The sequence below is a fragment of the Paenibacillus sp. G34 genome, assembly GCF_056856875.1.
The window spans coordinates 5,922,285-5,939,969 of the sequence record NZ_CM166469.1 but is presented as its reverse complement, the minus strand read 5'-3'; the positions used below and the strand labels follow the sequence as shown (position 1 = coordinate 5,939,969).

At 46.8% G+C, this 17,685-nt stretch carries 18 protein-coding genes; 8 read left to right on the top strand and 10 right to left on the bottom strand.

Annotation, left to right across the window (positions count from 1 at the left end):
- Window positions 1-57: 57 nt before the first annotated feature.
- The 4 genes from AC1VYS_RS26805 to AC1VYS_RS26790 all read right to left on the bottom strand — a co-directional run bounded on the left by AC1VYS_RS26805 (window position 58) and on the right by AC1VYS_RS26790 (window position 3,827).
- Window positions 58-1,311 carry an MFS transporter gene (locus AC1VYS_RS26805; RefSeq protein ID WP_482912159.1) on the bottom strand — a complete coding sequence of 418 codons (1,254 nt, stop codon included), beginning with the start codon at window positions 1,309-1,311 and terminating at the stop codon, window positions 58-60.
- Window positions 1,312-1,538: 227 nt separating this feature from the next.
- Window positions 1,539-3,098 carry an IS1182 family transposase gene (locus AC1VYS_RS26800; RefSeq protein ID WP_482911585.1) on the bottom strand — a complete coding sequence of 520 codons (1,560 nt, stop codon included), beginning with the start codon at window positions 3,096-3,098 and terminating at the stop codon, window positions 1,539-1,541.
- Window positions 3,099-3,287: 189 nt separating this feature from the next.
- Window positions 3,288-3,482 carry a hypothetical protein gene (locus tag AC1VYS_RS26795; protein WP_482912158.1) on the bottom strand — a complete coding sequence of 65 codons (195 nt, stop codon included), beginning with the start codon at window positions 3,480-3,482 and terminating at the stop codon, window positions 3,288-3,290.
- A gap of 93 nt (window positions 3,483-3,575) precedes the next feature.
- The gene (locus tag AC1VYS_RS26790) at window positions 3,576-3,827 is read right to left on the bottom strand and encodes a hypothetical protein (protein ID WP_090924108.1); all 252 of its coding nucleotides are present in this window, start codon (window positions 3,825-3,827) and stop codon (window positions 3,576-3,578) included.
- A gap of 250 nt (window positions 3,828-4,077) precedes the next feature.
- Between AC1VYS_RS26790 and AC1VYS_RS26785 the strand changes: the two genes are divergently transcribed.
- From AC1VYS_RS26785 to AC1VYS_RS26765, 5 genes are all read left to right on the top strand, one after another.
- A complete protein-coding gene (locus AC1VYS_RS26785; RefSeq protein ID WP_482912157.1) occupies window positions 4,078-5,187 on the top strand; it encodes an ABC transporter ATP-binding protein in 1,110 nt (369 codons plus the stop codon).
- Complete coding sequence (locus AC1VYS_RS26780) at window positions 5,177-6,010, top strand: ABC transporter permease (RefSeq protein WP_090924110.1); 834 nt, start codon at window positions 5,177-5,179, stop codon at window positions 6,008-6,010. The genes AC1VYS_RS26785 and AC1VYS_RS26780 overlap by 11 nt, the downstream gene beginning before the upstream one ends.
- Entirely contained in the window at window positions 5,985-6,794 is an 810-nt protein-coding gene (locus AC1VYS_RS26775) for an ABC transporter permease (protein ID WP_110895773.1), read from the top strand. The genes AC1VYS_RS26780 and AC1VYS_RS26775 overlap by 26 nt, the downstream gene beginning before the upstream one ends.
- Window positions 6,791-7,864 carry an ABC transporter substrate-binding protein gene (locus tag AC1VYS_RS26770; protein WP_482912156.1) on the top strand — a complete coding sequence of 358 codons (1,074 nt, stop codon included), beginning with the start codon at window positions 6,791-6,793 and terminating at the stop codon, window positions 7,862-7,864. The genes AC1VYS_RS26775 and AC1VYS_RS26770 overlap by 4 nt, the downstream gene beginning before the upstream one ends.
- 390 nt (window positions 7,865-8,254) lie before the next feature.
- The gene (locus AC1VYS_RS26765; RefSeq protein WP_482912155.1) at window positions 8,255-8,974 is read left to right on the top strand and encodes a CPBP family intramembrane glutamic endopeptidase; all 720 of its coding nucleotides are present in this window, start codon (window positions 8,255-8,257) and stop codon (window positions 8,972-8,974) included.
- A gap of 309 nt (window positions 8,975-9,283) precedes the next feature.
- On the opposite strand, the gene AC1VYS_RS26760 is transcribed toward AC1VYS_RS26765, so the two are convergent.
- Together AC1VYS_RS26760 and AC1VYS_RS26755 are read right to left on the bottom strand one after the other, a co-directional pair.
- The gene (locus AC1VYS_RS26760; protein WP_441928987.1) at window positions 9,284-9,784 is read right to left on the bottom strand and encodes a hypothetical protein; all 501 of its coding nucleotides are present in this window, start codon (window positions 9,782-9,784) and stop codon (window positions 9,284-9,286) included.
- A gap of 243 nt (window positions 9,785-10,027) precedes the next feature.
- Entirely contained in the window at window positions 10,028-11,062 is a 1,035-nt protein-coding gene (locus tag AC1VYS_RS26755; protein WP_482934437.1) for an AraC family transcriptional regulator, read from the bottom strand.
- 134 nt (window positions 11,063-11,196) lie between these two features.
- Here AC1VYS_RS26755 and AC1VYS_RS26750 point away from each other — a divergent pair, with 134 nt between their 5' ends.
- Window positions 11,197-11,784 (top strand): NAD(P)H-dependent oxidoreductase, encoded by a 588-nt coding sequence (locus AC1VYS_RS26750; RefSeq protein ID WP_482912153.1) that lies wholly within the window; start codon window positions 11,197-11,199, stop codon window positions 11,782-11,784.
- 130 nt (window positions 11,785-11,914) lie between these two features.
- Here the strand turns inward: AC1VYS_RS26750 and AC1VYS_RS26745 are convergent, their stop codons facing one another.
- From AC1VYS_RS26745 to AC1VYS_RS26730, 4 genes are all read right to left on the bottom strand, one after another.
- Window positions 11,915-12,889, bottom strand: a complete 975-nt coding sequence (locus AC1VYS_RS26745; RefSeq protein ID WP_482915135.1) for a cation diffusion facilitator family transporter — start codon at window positions 12,887-12,889, stop codon at window positions 11,915-11,917.
- A gap of 222 nt (window positions 12,890-13,111) precedes the next feature.
- Window positions 13,112-13,723 (bottom strand): SMI1/KNR4 family protein, encoded by a 612-nt coding sequence (locus tag AC1VYS_RS26740; protein ID WP_482912152.1) that lies wholly within the window; start codon window positions 13,721-13,723, stop codon window positions 13,112-13,114.
- A gap of 282 nt (window positions 13,724-14,005) precedes the next feature.
- Window positions 14,006-14,779: a DODA-type extradiol aromatic ring-opening family dioxygenase gene (locus AC1VYS_RS26735; protein ID WP_482912151.1), complete on the bottom strand. Its 774-nt coding sequence runs from the start codon at window positions 14,777-14,779 to the stop codon at window positions 14,006-14,008.
- A complete protein-coding gene (locus AC1VYS_RS26730) occupies window positions 14,776-15,453 on the bottom strand; it encodes an alpha/beta hydrolase (RefSeq protein WP_482912150.1) in 678 nt (225 codons plus the stop codon). The genes AC1VYS_RS26735 and AC1VYS_RS26730 overlap by 4 nt, the downstream gene beginning before the upstream one ends.
- A 312-nt stretch (window positions 15,454-15,765) precedes the next feature.
- Between AC1VYS_RS26730 and AC1VYS_RS26725 the strand changes: the two genes are divergently transcribed.
- Window positions 15,766-16,131 (top strand): glyoxalase superfamily protein, encoded by a 366-nt coding sequence (locus tag AC1VYS_RS26725; RefSeq protein ID WP_482915134.1) that lies wholly within the window; start codon window positions 15,766-15,768, stop codon window positions 16,129-16,131.
- Window positions 16,132-16,172: 41 nt separating this feature from the next.
- Window positions 16,173-16,721 (top strand): helix-turn-helix domain-containing protein, encoded by a 549-nt coding sequence (locus AC1VYS_RS26720; protein ID WP_482912149.1) that lies wholly within the window; start codon window positions 16,173-16,175, stop codon window positions 16,719-16,721.
- Window positions 16,722-17,685: the final 964 nt, after the last annotated feature.

Genomic DNA, 17,685 nt, shown 5'->3' with positions numbered 1-17,685 from the left:
TATCTCCTAAGACAAAGCCTTGACTAATATCCTCTTTCATCTCAGAGCATTGCGCCATCATCTTTCTTTCATCCGGTACCTGCTCCGCATGATGGCTTGAACGGCGATGGCTGCCGCGATCAGAATAAGATTTAAGACAAATACAGCATACAGAGACAAGGTCTCCATTAGAAGTGCTGCGAGTAGGGGAGATACCATAGAGCCGATCTCGGCTGACGAGACAATTTTACCAATGACGGTGCTTCGATTCGCTTCAGGAGTGTGATCCCCGATATGTGCAAAAAAGGAATCCATGTAACAGGCTCCGCCAATGCCACCGATGAACATGCCAATGTACACCCATAAATGGGCAGATGTACTGAGGAAAACAACGACTTCCACCCCGATGAAAAACATGCCGAGCATGCACAGTAGAAGCCGATCACCCAAGCGGTCAGAAAGAATACCAACAAAAGGGGCAGCGGCAAGGGTAGAGATTCCGGCTACAGTAAAGGCCAGACTGGCGGAAAAGGCATCCCACTGCATAATTTGAGTGGCATAGAGTGCAAAATACGTCAGGAATACGGCATAAGCACTCATCTCCAGGACATGCACCGTTATGTATCCTGTAAGTGGGACAGGAATCAGATCTGTACCAGATTTTTTATGAATGGAGGTCTGTTCATGAGTGGTCTCTTCCTGGCCAAAAGCTTGATCTGCTGGACTCGAAGCGAGAGATCTACCATCTTTCATCTCGGGGATCGGTATTATGCCGGATGATTTATGCGCTGCTTCGTTTTGCATGGCCATTACAGCAACCATGGCAATCAGACAACAGCATGCGACCAGCCAGAAAGGAACGGACAGTGGTACATGAAGCGCAAGCCAGCCACTGATGACTGGCCCCAGAATCATTCCGCCACCTTCGCTGCTGCTAATATATCCATTGTACAGTCCCCGGTTATCCCTATTTCCCCCGTCACTGATGATAGAACGTACGATGACAGTCAGTCCGGTTGAGGCTATTCCTTGCATTAGCCGTAGCACACCAAGCAGCATGGATGTAGTCGCGATGGCAAAACCTGCTGTACATAAGGCAAGCATCAGCAACATAAGGGCCAGAGACATTTTAGCACCTGCCCGGCGATAGAGGGCAGAGGCTGGGAGCCCACCGGCTACTTTACCCAAATAGAACATTCCGAAAATCAAACCCATTTCCCAGCCTGATAGGCCAAGTTGGTCGATATATAGCGGAAAGAGGGGCAGAATCATAAATCCCCCCATCTGGCTTAAAAAACAGACACTCATTAACAGGGGTAGATTACGGCGCATTTCCATGCTCTCCTCACCTCATCTCAAATGATATCGAGGCCCATACGTTAGAGAACATATCGTACAGGACACCATGAGTCATCATATGCTGAGCCGTAAAGAGGGCGTCAATCCCTTCGAAAAATTATAATAACTCAAAAAGGAAGGGGCTGTCTCAAAAGCCCCTAAAATCACACATCGGTGAAGAGATATAACACCGATACGTCCAAAAAGGACAAAGCAGAAGCTCATCCTGCTTTGTCCTTTTTTCGTTTTTCCGTCAGTGTAGCTTTTTTAAGCAGATTGTGAGCAAGGCAAAGCCACCCGACCTCCAGGCTTACTTTTTGCAAGCCGCGAAGCAGGAATCTTCGGAATCCCCGATTGTTTTTGAGCTGTCCAAACACACTTTCTGGCTCGATCATGCGCCGAACGGAAAGCGTATATCCTTCCTCACTACGCAACCGCTCTCGCATCTCGTTTTTTTGCCGCATGTAGGTCATGCTGACCGCAATCTCTCGGTTACCTTGAGCCTTGGTGCATGTCGATTTCAAGGGGCACTGGCTACAATCCTCACTCCGGTAATGACGGGTTCGAATCGTGTAGCCGCTCTCCGTTTCCGATCGGTTTTCAACCCGGAAATGCAACGTCTGTCCTGCCGCACAAGTCCATGTATCTGACGTTTCATTGTAATCCCAGTTGTCGACTTTACCAATGGCTTGCCTAAAAGCCTTTGTTTTTTCTTTGTGATACGTCCCGTATTTGACGATCCCTTGGATATTTTTTTCTTCCATATAGCTGTAATTTTCCTCACTACCATACCCAGCATCGGCAATGACGATCTTGGGTCTTTGGCCAAGCATTTCTTCCAGATGATCCAGATGGGGCTTCAGACATTTGGTGTCCGTGGGCCGCTGATGCACACTGTAACCCAAAACAAACTGATTTTCTGTTCCGATCTGCACATTGTATCCCGGTTTCAATTGACCATTTCGCATGTGGTCCTCTTTCATTCGCATGAAGGTGGCGTCCGGATCGGTTTTACTGTAGCTGTTTCGCTCACCAGCCGTTTGGATTTGATGCTCGTATTTGTGCAGCCGGGGCAGCAAGTCCTTTCGCAACTGGCGCACCGCTTTCTTGAGTGTTTTGTCCTTGGTTTTTTCGCTGAGTTTTTCCTCCAATTGCTGGACGGCTTGCTCCAGCTTTTCCGCTGTGAGCGCCGAGGTTTCACCAAGTTCAGGCAGATCCGCCCCCGTGTGGAGGGCATCTTCTTCGTTTTCTGCTTCTTCGATGGCTTGAAACAGGGTATGTACTTTTTCTTGCAGCTTGGCCTGATGCTTAACGACGGCTTTTTTCCATACAAAGGTGTAGCGATTCGCACTCGCTTCAAGCTTGGTTCCGTCCAGAAAATAGTGATCCAAGGATACATATTGCTCCTGAACCAGCAGCTCCAGTACATGGGTAAACACAGTTTCCAGTACCGTTTTCATCCGCTCGGAACGAAAGCGATTAATGGTACGGAAGTCTGGCTGCTGTCGCCCGGCGAGCCACATGAACATGATATTTTCGCGAACCGCCTTGGCGATTTGCCGGGAAGAATAGATGCGCTGGGTGTAGGCGTAAATGATGATTTTAGTGAGCATTTTGGGATGATAGCTGTGGCGACCACCACCAGGGTATGCGGCGTTGAAAATGGAGTCGCTCAGGCCATGGACGGCCTCATTCACAACACGGACGAGGTGATTTTCGGGGATATCTGTCTCCAAATCCATTGGCAAGAAAAGTTGATTCATGGTATATTGAATGTACAAAGAAACCGTCTCCTTTTGTAAATGGTGGGTCGCACTTCCATTTTACCAAAGAACGGTTTCTTTTTGTTGTATAATTTTGGAGAATAGGGCTATCCCAAGTTTTTTTTATGACTTATGGGACAGCCCCTTTTCTTTTGAGACTTAGGCTGTGTAATTTACATTCATGCTGAGCAACTGTAATGTCTGTAATCAGTGATGATGGTGAGGATGTTTATTTTCATGGTCAGGTATAACAACGTTAACAACGGTTTTTTGAATATGTGTTGCATGGTTTGTGTTTTCTGCATTGTTTTTAGATTTGTTTTTCGCACGATTTTTAGAAATGTGTTTGCTTTTGTTGGCAGCTTTGCTTTTTGGAGAGAGCGGTGAGAAGAAGTTGGTCATGGTAAAGCCTCCTTGATTCATGCATGATCTGCACCATTTATTTTTTGAATCTATCAACTCGTATGGGTGAGCCAACATATTGAAATAGATAGATTACCAGTAAGGATTGCAGCCGGGATTGCAGTGATGGTGATGATGGTTGTGTGGATGATGGTGGTGGTGATGTGTATCTTTCTCTTTAGATTCAGGCAGAATGACGTTAACGACAGTTTCCTGAATATGCTCTGACTTGCTTGTGTTACCTGCGTTGTTTTTAGATTTGTTTTTCGCGCGGTTTTTGGATACCAGTTTGCTTTTGTTTGCAGCTTTGCTTTTTGGAGAGTGTGGGGACAAGTAGTTAGCCATGAAAAATACCTCCTTGTGATGGATATACGTTATACTATTCCGAATCTATTAATTCGTTTGTATAGAAGACTAGCTAATAAGAAAATAGATTTATTGCCATAATATTAATATCTGTAGCGTACGCGCTTGACCTTTAAAAACAAAAGAAAATGGGGTAAATTATTCATATTCGAGATATGGCTTAATTAAAGTCGTGTATAATAGGTAAGGTTTCTTAGATATACCCAAGGATAAGGGGGCGATGTGAAGCATGTCAGAACAACAACCGATCATCCGGTTCGAGCGGGTGACGCAGCAATATGACCAGGATGAGGCTGTATTGAAAGCTGTCAGCTTTGAGATTGAACGCGGGAAGTTTTATACGCTTCTCGGTCCGTCCGGTTGCGGGAAAACAACGATATTAAGGCTGATTGCCGGCTTTGCGGAGCCGACGGAGGGCAGCATTTATTTTAACGGCGCATTGATTAACAAGGTGCCTGCTCATCAGCGTCAGGTGAATACTGTATTTCAGGACTATGCGTTATTTCCACATTTGAATGTATTCGAGAACGTAGCCTTTGGCTTGCGGATTAAAAAAATGAAAACATCCGAGATTCGCAGCAAAGTGCTGGAAGCTCTCAAGTTTGTCAATCTATCCGGTTATGAGAACCGGGAGATTGGCGAGATGTCTGGCGGACAGCGCCAGCGTGTGGCGATTGCCCGCGCAATTGTGAACGAACCGGAAATTTTGCTGCTGGACGAGCCTTTGTCAGCGCTCGACCTGAAGCTGCGTACGGAGATGCAGTACGAGCTGCGAGAATTGCAGCAACGGCTGGGTATCACGTTTATTTTTGTCACGCATGATCAGGAAGAAGCACTCGCGATGTCTGATGAAATCTTTGTCCTGAACGGCGGTGTCATTCAGCAGAGCGGTACGCCGAATGATATCTATGATGAGCCGATTAACCGCTTTGTAGCAGACTTTATTGGAGAGTCGAATATCGTGGCAGGCAAGATGAAGCAGGACTTTGTCGTTGAGTTTGCAGGTGCACAGTATGAATGTGTCGATCAGGGATTACAGCAGGACGAGCCCGTAGAGATCGTTATTCGTCCGGAGGACTTCGAGATCACAACCGAGGAGCAAGGCAAACTCCAGGTGAAGGTGGACTCGCAACTGTTCCGCGGTGTGCACTACGAAATCTCGACCTACGATGACGCAGGCAACGAATGGCTGATTCATTCCACGAAGAAAGCGGTCGTCGGATCGCGCATCGGGCTTTATTTTGACCCGGAAGCCATTCATGTTATGCGTTTCAATGAAACCGAGGAAGAGTTCGACAGACGACTCGAAGCTTATCAAGAGGCCGCTCATGCAGACTAAAGCCAGCACGCGCAATGCGTATCTGATTCCCTATGTGTTATGGATGGTGTTGTTCGTTGTAGCGCCGGTGTTGCTGGTTATCTATTATTCGTTCTTCGATGTGGAGGGCAACTTCACACTGGGCAACTACGCGCGGTTCTTTACGCCGGTTTATATGCAGATGACGCTCAGCTCGTTCTGGTACGCATTTCTGATTACAGCGTTCTCGCTACTCATCTCGTATCCAACGGCGTACATGCTGACCCGGACGAAGCATAAGCAGCTGTGGCTGCTGCTAATCATTTTGCCGAGCTGGATTAATCTGTTGTTAAAAGCATACGCCTTTATCGGCTTGTTCGGCACGTATGGTCTGACCAACTCCCTGCTGGAAGTGGTGGGCATTGGTACGCAACAGATTTTGTTCACCGATTTCAGCTTTATCTTTGTTTCGGTGTACATCTTCATTCCCTTTATGATTCTGCCGATCTTTAACGCGCTGGAAGAGATGAATCCGTCCCTGATCTATGCTGCACGGGATCTCGGGGCTTCATCATGGCTGACGTTCCGCCGTGTGATCTTCCCGCTGACGATCAGCGGAGTGAAATCAGGCTGTCAGGCCGTATTTATCCCTGCGTTGTCCCTGTTTATGATTACCCGCCTCATTGCGGGCAACCGTGTTATTACGCTGGGTACAGCGATTGAGCAACATTTCCTCGTTACCCAGGACTGGGGCATGGGTTCGACGATTGCCGTCTTTTTGATTATCGCGATGGCGGTCATTATGTTTCTGACCGGATCAGGCAAGAAGGAGGTGCGAAATGGGAAGAAACGGAAAGCTGTCTAATGTCTATCTGGCTGTTGTATTCGCCATTTTGTACGCGCCGATTGCCTATTTGATCTTCTATTCGTTCAATAGCGGCGGCCATATGCGGGGGTTCGAGGGTTTCACGCTGGAATGGTACAGGGAAGTTTTTGCGGACACCCGCTTGCTCATTATCGTGTTAAATACGTTTATTATCGCGCTGTTGTCCTCTGCGATTTCAACCATTTTGGGTGTGGCTGGCGCACTGGCGATTTATCATGTACGTCGCAAACGGACCAAAAATACGCTGTTATCTCTAAACAACGTATTGATTGTTAGCCCCGATGTCATTATCGGTGCATCATTCCTGATTCTGTTTACGATGATTGGCATCAAACTCGGCTTTACGTCGGTATTGCTGTCCCATATCGCATTCAGTGTGCCGATTGTGGTCATCATGGTGCTGCCGAAGCTCCAGGAGATGAGCCCAACCTTGATGGATGCGGCTCGTGATCTCGGCGCGGGTTCATGGCAAATTCTAACGCGTGTGGTGCTACCTTACGTGAAACCCGGTATTTTTGCTGGATTTTTCATGGCTTTGACGTACTCGCTCGACGACTTTGCCGTAACCTTCTTTGTGACGGGGAACGGATATTCCACACTTTCGGTGGAGATTTACTCCAGAGCAAGGCAGGGTGTGTCGTTGTCAATTAACGCATTGTCTACCCTGTTGTTCCTGCTCACGGTGTTGCTGGTGGTCGGATATTACTTCATTAACCGCCGCGCAACACGGATACCACCCGGAGGAAAGGGGCTGCGTCCATGAAACAGCTGGTACGGACATTCGCGCTTGTATTTGTGGCCGCATTTGCCCTGATGATTCTGGCTTCGTATCTGAACAAAAGTCAGGGGTATTCCGGTGGAAACACGCTGACCATCTACAACTGGGGCGATTATATCGACCCGGATCTCTTGAAGGAATTCGAAGAAGAATCCGGCATGAAGGTCATCTATCAGACGTTTGATTCCAATGAAGCGATGCTGACCAAGATTGAACAGGGCGGCACAACGTTTGACGTGGCCATTCCTTCCGAATATGCGATTAGCAAAATGAAAGAAGAAAACCTGCTCGTTCCGATTGACCATAACAAGCTGCCCAACCTGAAAAACATTGATCCCCGGTTCCTGAACTTGAACTACGATCCGGATAACCAATTCTCTATCCCGTATTTCTGGGGAACCGTTGGTATTGTATATAATCCGGAGCTGGTGGGTGGTCTGACATTTGACAGCTGGAATGACCTATGGGACCCGCGTTTGAAAAATCAGATCCTGCTGCTTGACGGTGCTCGTGAAGTCATCGGTATGGGGCTGAACAGTCTCGGATATTCGCTCAATGATACGAACGAAGACCATCTCCAGGCCGCATTGAAGAAACTATCTACCTTGACTCCTAACGTAAGAGCCATCGTTGGGGACGAGATCAAAATGCTGCTTGCGAACGAAGAAGCCGCGGTTGGTCTCGTGTGGTCTGGGGATGCATCGGAGATTATGGATCAGAACGACAAGCTGGATTACAAGGTACCGGAGGAAGGTTCGAATCTCTGGTTCGACAGCATGGTCATCCCGAAAACAGCTACAAACGTGGACGGCGCGCACCAGTTTATCAACTTTATGCTGGACCCGGATCATGCTGCACGCAACGCAGAGTACGTGGGATACTCCACACCGAACTCGGAGGCACTTAAGCTGTTGCCAGAAGATATCTCGCAGGATGAACGCTTCTATCCAGACGAGACACTGACAAGCAAGCTGGAGGTTTACAACAATCTGGGCAAAAAAATGCTATCGCATTATAACGACCTGTTTCTGGAGTTTAAGATGCATAGTAAATAGTTGTCCTCCGGTCTACGCAAACTGCGGGACATGCAACGAATACAACAAGTGAAACTCAAATACCCCCTGAGCCTATTGGTGGCTCAAGGGGGTATTTGACGTTGGATTTATTCCGAGCTATATGAAGAACGAAACGAAGGGGTGTGAAACAAAGCGGTGCATGTAACAAAGAAACGTATAATAAATCTGAGACAGTTCGGGCTTCGAGAATTCGGATTGCCGGGAACTTTATTTACATCCGTACGTACTAAAGCCCATAACCCCGAATATGAAAAGTATATCGGGATGGAGGGAACGGAACGGGATGAAAGGAAACGGAAACTCTGACGGTGTAGATGTGATGTTGAATTCAATGGTTTTACTTAAAATGAAGTGGAAAGGAGGGGCGTGATGTTAGGCATGATCGTGCTTGTCCTGGTATCTTGGCTTTTGCTTCGTTTCACGATCAGGGAGCCATTATCCGTTCTGGGTTACCGCCCAGCAGGTATGCGTCTCCAACAATTTGCAATAGCCTTACTTTTGGGTATCCTCGTTTCCTCGGCAGTTCACTGGACAGAATCCTTGGTTACTATGTTCACTTGGAAGGTAAACCCGGGCTATTCATGGGCTGAATTTGGCGCTGCCAGTTGGTGGAATTTTAAATCAGTATGGTTCGAGGAATTATTATTTCGCGGCGTGTTACTTGTGCTTCTGATTCACTGGTTGGGGGTACGATGGGGAGTTATGTTATCGTCGGTTGCTTTTGGTGTGTATCACTGGTTTTCGGGCGGTGTGATCGGGAACATCCCGGTTATGATTATTCTATTTTCCACCACCTTTATTATGGGTTTGGTTTGGGCATATGCGTATGCCAAATCCGGTTCTATGGCTATTGCAGTTGGAAGCCATCTAGGCTGGAACGGGGCATCATCCATCCTGTTCTCTGACGGCCCGAATGGCGAGCAACTGCTGGTTCAAGTGACAGGCATAAGCTACATGCCACTTGCCGGGTTACCTTCACTGATTTTCTTTATCGCGTCCAATGCGGCCCTGCCGTTGATCCTTTTCTTCTGGATTAATTACAACATAGCTATGCAATCAGAGCCAAACCAAGTCATAGACAGTCAGTAGAAACCGACATATGAATCAGAACCCTCCTGAAACACAAAAACCACCCCTGATCACCTCTGGATCAGGGATGGCTCCTTTCCTTTTGTATGCTCTAAAGCAATAGCTTTGAAGTGCGATATCCGATGAATATGAGATTACACATTAACGGAGGGGACAGGACAGACGAAGGAAGCGAAGCGCTCGCCTTTACCACCGGATTTTCACATAGAATATGTGATTCAAAAAATCCGGGGGTAACAGCGATCCGCAGTTGTTCTGTCCCCGGAGTGACTCAGTGTAATCCAGTCCAATCCATCGGATATCACGCCACTACATATGCTTTTTGCGCCCCATGATGAGATACGCCCCACCTACAATCAACACAATCGCTACAACCGGTTGGATATAACTCATGTTGCTCAATACAGAACCAACGGACATCACAGCGAAGAACAGCAGTGAAAGAACGGTCAGAATATTAATCGGAATGAGCAGCCATTTATTCCGGCCGCCAAACCAGTAGAGTTCGAACAAACCGACAGCTGGCGCGAGAATGAATCCTGGCCACATCGTGCCCCAATTGTTAAACAGCATTGCGATCTGGCATACGATACCAACCGTCAGCAGCAGGCCACCTGGAACAAGTAACCCCACGCCCCGGCCTATCATGGCGAAGTACAGCCAGTGGAAGAACAGCCCTAGCGGAATAACAAACAATGTAGGCCAGAAGGTCGCAAAGATCGTGCCTGGCCCCATCGTGCCGCCTTGATTCAGAATGAGGTACACACCAAGCAAAATCAGGACAGGTGCAAGAATCGTACGTTTAGCCATAATTTCTCTCCTTTTGAATATGGAATCTTTCATCCGAGCATATGTATTTCCTTGTTTTCGTTACTCACAGCATACCACGAACTGGAAATTGGGAGCCTCCGTCTTTGGCGTTAAACTTATCCTAGACTAAAGTCTAGGTAGGTTGTATTCATTCTTATTTCTGTCAGATCGATCTTGGAACTTGGCAGGGATGGCGCCATGGACACAAGGCGGATATACCTGTCTGATATTAGCCGCCGTTATTTAGGTTTGTGTTCTAGCCAAACTAGCCCGGTATTGCCCAGGTGTCTGTCCAGTCCACTTTTTAAACGCATTCTGAAATGCACTTTGTTCTGAAAAATGGAGGGCATAGGCTATATCGCCTACAGAATAGCTGCCTCGTTGTAGGTAACGCTGTGCCAGTTCCTTCCGTACCTGAACGGAGATTTCATTAAACGTTGTACCTTCTTCACGTAATCTGCTCTGAAGTGTGCGGATGCTCACGCCGAGATGTGCTGCCGTGTGTTGTAATGTGGGAAAGAAGGAAGGCAGACTTTCCGTGATTAGGCGGCTTACCTTGCTGGAGAAGGGCTGGGAGGCGTACAGATCTGCTCGGGTCTCCTCTGCCATCGTCTCAAAAACCTTCAGCATCTTGGCATCCGAGTATAATACGGGCAATGCAAGAATGTCTTTGGATAGACGCAGGAGGGTATGAGGAGCACCAAACTGGGGATTGACCCCAAATGAGTCTGCGTAAGGAGCCAGATCACTAGTAGTGTCAGGAGCATCATGACGAAACTGGACTTCTCGTACTGCTGCCCGGTGATTAGCCAGCTTGTTGATCAGATGCAGCAATGAAACTGCCATATCCTCGACGCAATGGCGGGACATGGGGATTTCTTCATTTTGCGCAGACAACCGAATGATCAGATCTGGCCCGCATACTTCCCACTCCAGTTGAAATCCACTATACAAAATATCGTTGTATCGCTGATAAGCCGTCAGCGCATCCCCGATCGTTTTAGAATGCATCATGACATACCCGGGCAGGCCCAAGTCTGCAAAATCCAGCCGTCCACCCTGGTGTAATCCAAAATACAGATCATTTGTATAATCGGCGGCGCGCCGCATGATCCGTTCCAGTTCATTGACGGGAATCCGTGCATCCGGGTTGTCCGTAATTACAGTATCGATTTCCATGTCTCTGAAAAAGGATTCGGGATCGAAACCCTTATGGACCAGCGTTTTCAAAATAGGATACACCATGCTAATCGAGACGCTTTGATTGAGATATTTCATAATTCCTCCGTTTGCACGAATCCGCAATGATTCAGCGCCCTTGATCATTTGTTTATGCCTTCGTTCACTCTATGCTTGTGATATGTCCGTTTCATCGGTCTTCATAGATCATATTATACAGGAGGAACACAAGTATGAATGCAAATAAAATTCTCATTATTAACGGTCACCCTGACCCGCAAAGTTACTGCAAAGCACTGTCAACGTCTTACGCAGAGGGAGCGAGGAAATCCGGGGCGACTGTGGAGTTGATCGATCTGAGCGAGATTGAGTTTAATCCGAATCTCCGATACGGCTATCGTCAGCGGACAGAGCTTGAGCCTGATTTGCTGAAAGCACAGGAGCTCATTCGCTGGGCAGATCATCTGGTATTTGTGTATCCGACGTGGTGGGGAACGATGCCCGCTGTGCTGAAAGGGTTTATTGATCGGATTTTCCTGCCTGGGTTTGCTATGAGATATCGCGACAACTCACCACTCTGGGACAAATTGCTCAAAGGTAAGTCTGCGCACCTCATCGTAACATCGGATACACCAAGCCTGTACAATAAACTGGTATATAGACAGGCAGGGCACCGAATCATGAAATCCAACATCCTTAAATTCAGCGGTGTATCCCCTATACGTGTGACCGATATTAGTCCAATCCGCAAGTCGACAGATGCGTTCCGTCAAAAATGGCTGGATAAGGTGAATGAAATGGGGATGAAGCAGGCACGGTGATCTTCTGATCAGCATGAGCTGAAGGAACAGAGCACAAAGCACACAAAATAGACGAGGCAGAGTAATTCCTGCTTCGTCTATTTGCAGTACATTTTTCTAAGAATAGTCCAGTTATTCTAAGGTTAAGTCACTACTTTTTCAACACATCCGAATGTTTATTGCCCCAGCTGTTCACCCCGTCATCCTCAATAATGGAGATTGCTGCATCTGCAATATCAGGATCCAACATCAGTTTTTCCTGTATCCGGAACTTGATATCATCCGCATCCGCGAGACTGAGGCCTTTCGTCAGCTCAATCAGACCTTCCACATGGTAATACCGGCCTTCCTGAATGATGCGCATCATTTGGATATCAGCCACATGGCTGTCTGCCAGAATTGTCTTGGACACTTTGTCCTCGACATCCTGCGGTGCGGCGACACCGATCAGGCCAATCATGTTGTCGTAGCCGACACGGAAAGCAACGGCAATCATCAGACATCCGATGATGGTGGTGACAATACCGTCCAGCAAGGCGAAGTTTGTCAGAGCAATGACAATAACAGATACTAGCGCAAGGGTTGCTCCAAGCACGGCTACAACGTCCTCGTAGAATACAAGGCGTGTCGGCGGTGCGGCGCGTCCTACGTTTTTGATCGCAGCAGGTACCAGGGCAAATCCCGTCGCTTTAGGCGCACGGGCTTCCTTAAGGATTTCCTTCATCGCTTTGATGAGGATGGCTCCATCGATCACAATATTAAGCACAAGCACACCAATGTTGATCCACAGTCCGCCTGATTGACTAGCAGGATGCTGGAGCAGGTGGATGCCTTCGTGAATCGTTTCATAGGCCATGATCGTCACCACAATAACGGCAATCATGCAGAAAATGTTGATGACCCGTCCAAATCCGGTCGGGAAGCGGCGAGTGGGTTTTTTCTCGGATAAGACACTTCCGACAAATACAAACCCTTGGTTAATGGCATCAGCCAGTGAATGCATCGCGGATGCGAACATAGCACCGCTGCCACTGAATATAAAGGCTCCTCCTTTACATAATGCAAGTATGGCGTTACCCGCCATGGCTACAGCAGAGGATGTGTTGCCTTTTTTGACGAGAGACATAAAGCTCTCTGACTTCGGTTGTTCAGCCACTTCGGTAGTTCCTCCCAGATATGTAGTTGATGTAGAAAGACAGTCCTTCTTCCGGTAGCTTGTGCATTTCCACTAAATGTTATTATAACCGCCTTTGCAGCTCCCAGCATTATGAAAAAATGGTCATATCATTATCTGGACGATAATGGTTATTAAATGGTTATTAAGATGTTTGATGTCATTCAATTGGACTTAGTATTCGATAATGTCGAGCTCACGCAAGTTCCGATTGGATTGCTCCAGCAATTCGGTGAAGGTTCCGGCAACGTAATAGACAAAATCAGGATCGTGTTTGAACATAATAATCTGCCCATACGTTCCTTGCTCTGTCGGGTCGAAATCCAGCATCAAGTACAACGAGCCGCCACCAAGCTTGCCAAAGGTAATCCATGATTTCTGATGCAGATAAGGCTTGATTCGCGGGTCCAGCTCACGCATTTCTTCTTCAGAGAAGTAGTCATCCATCCGAATCTCTACAGAACCGTCATGCTCCCGCTGCATTTGTTCCAGCGATAACAAGTAGAAGACCATATCTTCATTTTGTGCGGCATCACCTGGAAAAAGGACGTGAAAGGCATATCCGCTGCCATTTTTACGTTTGTAGAATGCCCGAAAGTCTTCCGGTAGTCGTATTCCGTAGTGTTGCTCGAACCCGTCAAGCTCCTCATCGGTTGCCCCTTCACGGTCACGGTAAGCCTCTAGCAACTCCTGGTTTTCCTCATCCTGCACCTTTTCTTCCAGCAGTTCTAACAACTCTTGCAAGAGTTCATCGATACGTTGTTCTGATCTTGGCTCTGACACCATGTTTCGCCTCCTTATGAGCGTTCGCATGTCATACTCATCTGATGGATCTGTTGATGAGATGGCTTCCCATTAGTATAGATTTACTCCGTAAGCTCGTACAAGAAACGATAGACCCAAGCGGGAGTCCTGAATAATGAACGAGTATGGATGTGTAAAAGTGCACTTGTGGTCTATGCAATTGCATTCAGCCGCCTAACAATATCTCAAAAAAGCGTGAGCAGCAGGGGTACCCTGTGACTCACGCTTTGGTCTTTTTATGTTTTAGATAAATCCTATATTTTGTTATTCAAATTTCCAGCAAGACAAACTCAAGTTGCCCAGCTGATATGCTCGGAACATGAGGGAGGCCTGTTTCTTCTCATCCCCTGCACCCATGGCGATCAGGATTGGCACAAAATGCTCTGGCGTAGGAACCGCTGCCTGTGCAGACGGAGCAAGCTTGTCATAAGCGAAGAGGGCATCCGTATCCCAGCGCTCCAGCTTATCTTGAAGCCAGCTGTCGAATTCCATAGCCCAGGAGTCCACACCTTGACTTTCCCAATTCAGACGGCGCAGGTTATGCACGGTTCCGCCACTGCCAATGACAAGAACATCTTGCTCACGCAAAGAAGCGAGTGCTTGGCCTACCTTATACTGCTGCTCACCCGTCAGATAACGGTTAACGGACAGAGCGATTACAGGAACATCTGCCTCGGGATAGAGCAGGCGCAGTACAACCCACGCTCCATGGTCCAGTCCGCGTATCTCGTCCGTCTGCACAGGAATTCCGGCATCGGTGAACAACTTGACGACCTCAGAGGTCAGTTCGGCATCTCCCTGAGCTGGATATTTAATCTGGTACAGTTCGGGCTGGAAACCGCCGAAATCATAGATTGTGTCATATGAGCCGGTTACAAAAGATACGAGCTGTGTAGCCGATTCCCAGTGAGCGGAGAACAGGAGAATCGCTTTAGGTTTGGGCAGATCCTGCCCAAGTTTTTGCAAAAATTCAGTGTACGCATTCTCCTCCAGAGCAAGTGAAGGAGCGCCATGGGCGATAAACAATGATGGCATCATGATTCAGTTATTCCTTTCGTGTCTTCTGTAGTTACCCCAGCATCCGTCCGAAGGAAGTGTTGGAGTTTGGCATATAACTCAGGGGTTACATGGTGGCCCCCACTGTATGGCACATACGTAACTTGATTCGTATGATTCCGGAAAAACGAAGCATTATCTTCACCCAACTGTAACGGGAAAAGGTGATCCTGATCGCCGTGTGAGATAAATGCGGACAGGTTGGAAGAAGGCTGCAGAGCATATTCTTCCTTCACAAACTGCGGAATGTATCCGCTCATAGTCACGATACCTTTGATGGCATCACCCATCACCAAGGCAAGTGTCATTGCCATGATGCCTCCCTGACTGAATCCGGCGATATAACGCCTTGCAGGATCGATCGCATATTGAGCCGACAGCTCGATGATGAGCTGTTGCAGCCCTTGAACCGAGGCATCGTATAACTCGCGGACAGGGTTTCCTATGCTTTTAATCTGAAAATAAGCATAACCTCCGCCCTGTACAATAGGCCCACGAATGGCAACAACAATGAAATCGGAAGACAACGGCTCCATTAATCGAAGCATGTCCTGCTCATCTGATCCCATGCCGTGCAACGCAAAAATAACAGGATATTGCTGGTCTTTATCGTAATGTGCAGGCAGTTTCACCTCATGAATATAAGTAGAATTCAAACCAATACACCTCCAGGTAGAATATGAGTAGCGATGAATCGAATGTATAAAATGAATGCAAATATCAAACCAATGCATAGATCAAACCAATGAAGCAAAAGAGTGGAATGAAGTAATGACAGGCATTAAACTAAAAATAAAAAGTTCACCTATGTGAAAATAATATTCTTATTAATGAACAAAATCTATCATGCTTTTATTGTAGGGTCAACCTTTTTTTTGTATGATGAAAATATGTTTTGTATAAGGGAACTTGGATTGAGCAGCAGTACTATACTGTTATTTTCTGAAGAGGAGGACGTGAAGAAGATGATGAAACATATCGTACCTATTCTTAGAATTTTTGATGAAGCGAAGGCAAAGGAATTTTACACGGATTACTTGGGGTTCAACGTGGACTGGGAGCATCGATTCGAGGCTGATATGCCACTCTACATGCAGGTGTCGCAGGATGAGATTATCATTCATCTGTCCGAACACCACGGAGACTGTACCCCTGGTACGGCATTACGCATTGAGACAGAGCATCTGGAGGAGCTGCATGAGCGGATTTCTTTGCAAAAATATAAATATGCGAGACCGGGTATCCACAAAACCCCTTGGGATTCACGGGAAATGACCATTACCGATCCATTTGGCAATCGCCTTGTTTTTGTGGAAACATCAACTGAGGCTTGAACTTAAGGGCAATGCAACAGTATAGAGGGAAGGGCAGTACTATGGATATTGGCTTGGCCATTCGAACGATACGCAAACAGAAACAGATTACGATCATGCAGCTCTGTGAGGGGACAGGGTTGTCCAAAGGGTTTATCAGCAATGTGGAAAATAACAAAACGTCACCGTCCATCGCTACATTGGAGAGCATTGCGGACTATCTGGGCGTACCGCTGCCTTACCTGTTGCTGACATCAGAGCAACGTATGAATGTGGTTCGGAAGCATGAACGCAAGGAGACCACAGCAGGTAGCGGACAGATCAAAGTACAGCAGTTAACGGCCAAAGGTGCGATGCGCATGTCCATTGTAGAGCTACCGCCAGGTGCTTCAACGGGACTTAGCAAACATGCGGGAGAGGAAAGTCATCTGGTACTGCAAGGTGTCATCCAAGCGAGGCAGGGCGAAGATGTCGAGACGTTGGAAGCGGGAGATTCGTTTACATGGAACGCCATTGTACCGCATGAAGTGACCAATATCGGTGAGGAACCCGCCGTTGTGCTGATTGCGGTGTCCAAGGAATTGGAGCTGGATCATTTGTTGAACAAGTAAGGTAAGTGAGGCTATTGAGGAAGAGGACAGATTGTAAATATATTGTGTACCATCTGCTTTTGTTAGTCAGGATCTGATTCAGACGTAAGAACAAAAGCATAAATAGGTGAGGGACACGTGTCCCTCACCTTGTTTTAATTTGTTTATCTTTGCGAGTCTTAGCTGTGCAAAACCACAATTCAGCGGAATATGCTATTTGAACTGAACGAAATAGCGGTTTAACTGGTTTGCACACGTCTTGTCTTACAGTTTCATCATTAGATGTAAACAGAAAGACTTCCAGGAATCACCATATAGAATGCAAATAAAGTTGGACAAATGACCGAGATATAGTCACCTATGACGATATTCTCCAATTCCTGATAAAGAATTTTTTGATTACCGGTATCCGAAGCGTCCTTCCTTGGCCCCGTCTCATACAAGTACCAAAGAGGGGCACGTGATCTAAAACTATGAATAGAGGCGCGTGCCAGCACATGTCTTCAAACCACATCCACCGTAGCGACGAGATGTACCAGCTTGGCAGAAGGAAGCAATTCATCAAGATCTTGTAGCAACGGGAATCTAACGAGAGATCTTGAATTACGGAAGTAAAGCCTAGAGCGTTGGAACGTAGTATGAAGCCGACGACAATAATGACAAACCACTCGAAGTTGACTTTTCGAGAGAAGCATGAATGGAAGGAAAAGGAAATTAATTTATTTGAGCATAGGCTTAGAAATAGGAGACATTTTTTGTAACTTATTGAGCGATTCTATCCTTTTAGAGCGAGAACTAAAGGATAGAATCGCCAAAATGGGTTATTTTTCTGTGCATTATTTTATAACAAAGAATTTTCAATGACCAATATAGTACGACCTCATATTGATGCTACTTTAGTACTCTTAAAGTAGGTATAAATTACTTAATTTCCATTTTTAATCATTATGAAATTCCAATTTGTTACATACTATGATATTATATA